This is a genomic window from Vibrio sp. T20 (genome assembly GCF_007858795.1).
Lineage (GTDB): Bacteria > Pseudomonadota > Gammaproteobacteria > Enterobacterales > Vibrionaceae > Vibrio > Vibrio satsumensis.
The window spans coordinates 1-299 of the sequence record NZ_VFEB01000178.1; the positions used below are offsets into that span (position 1 = coordinate 1).

1 pseudogene is annotated in these 299 nt (G+C 43.8%); it reads right to left on the reverse strand.

The features are described from left to right. Nucleotides 1–299, reverse strand: a pseudogene (locus tag FTW16_RS24645) (type IV pilus biogenesis/stability protein PilW); the annotation flags it as partial.

A 299-nucleotide genomic window follows, 5' to 3' on the forward strand; every position in this document is an offset into this window, starting at 1 on the left:
CTATCAATTTCTAGCTTGGCTAGCTGCAAAATAGATTTTGGCCTATGAGGGTCATGATCAATTGCTCGGACGAAGTAGTATTTCGCTTTGTCTTTATCTTGTGACTTCAACGCGCAAAATGCGGCGTTTTCATAACTGGCCGGAATGAGATAGTAATAAGGCTGCCCAATGGCTCGATTAAACATTTGATCGGCTTTCTCGAAGTCAACCCGCTTGCAAAGAAAGGTGCCGTAGTTATTGAGCACGTTGCCGTTTTTGGTGTGTTGGCGTAGAGAGCGTTTATACATTTGCTCGGATTT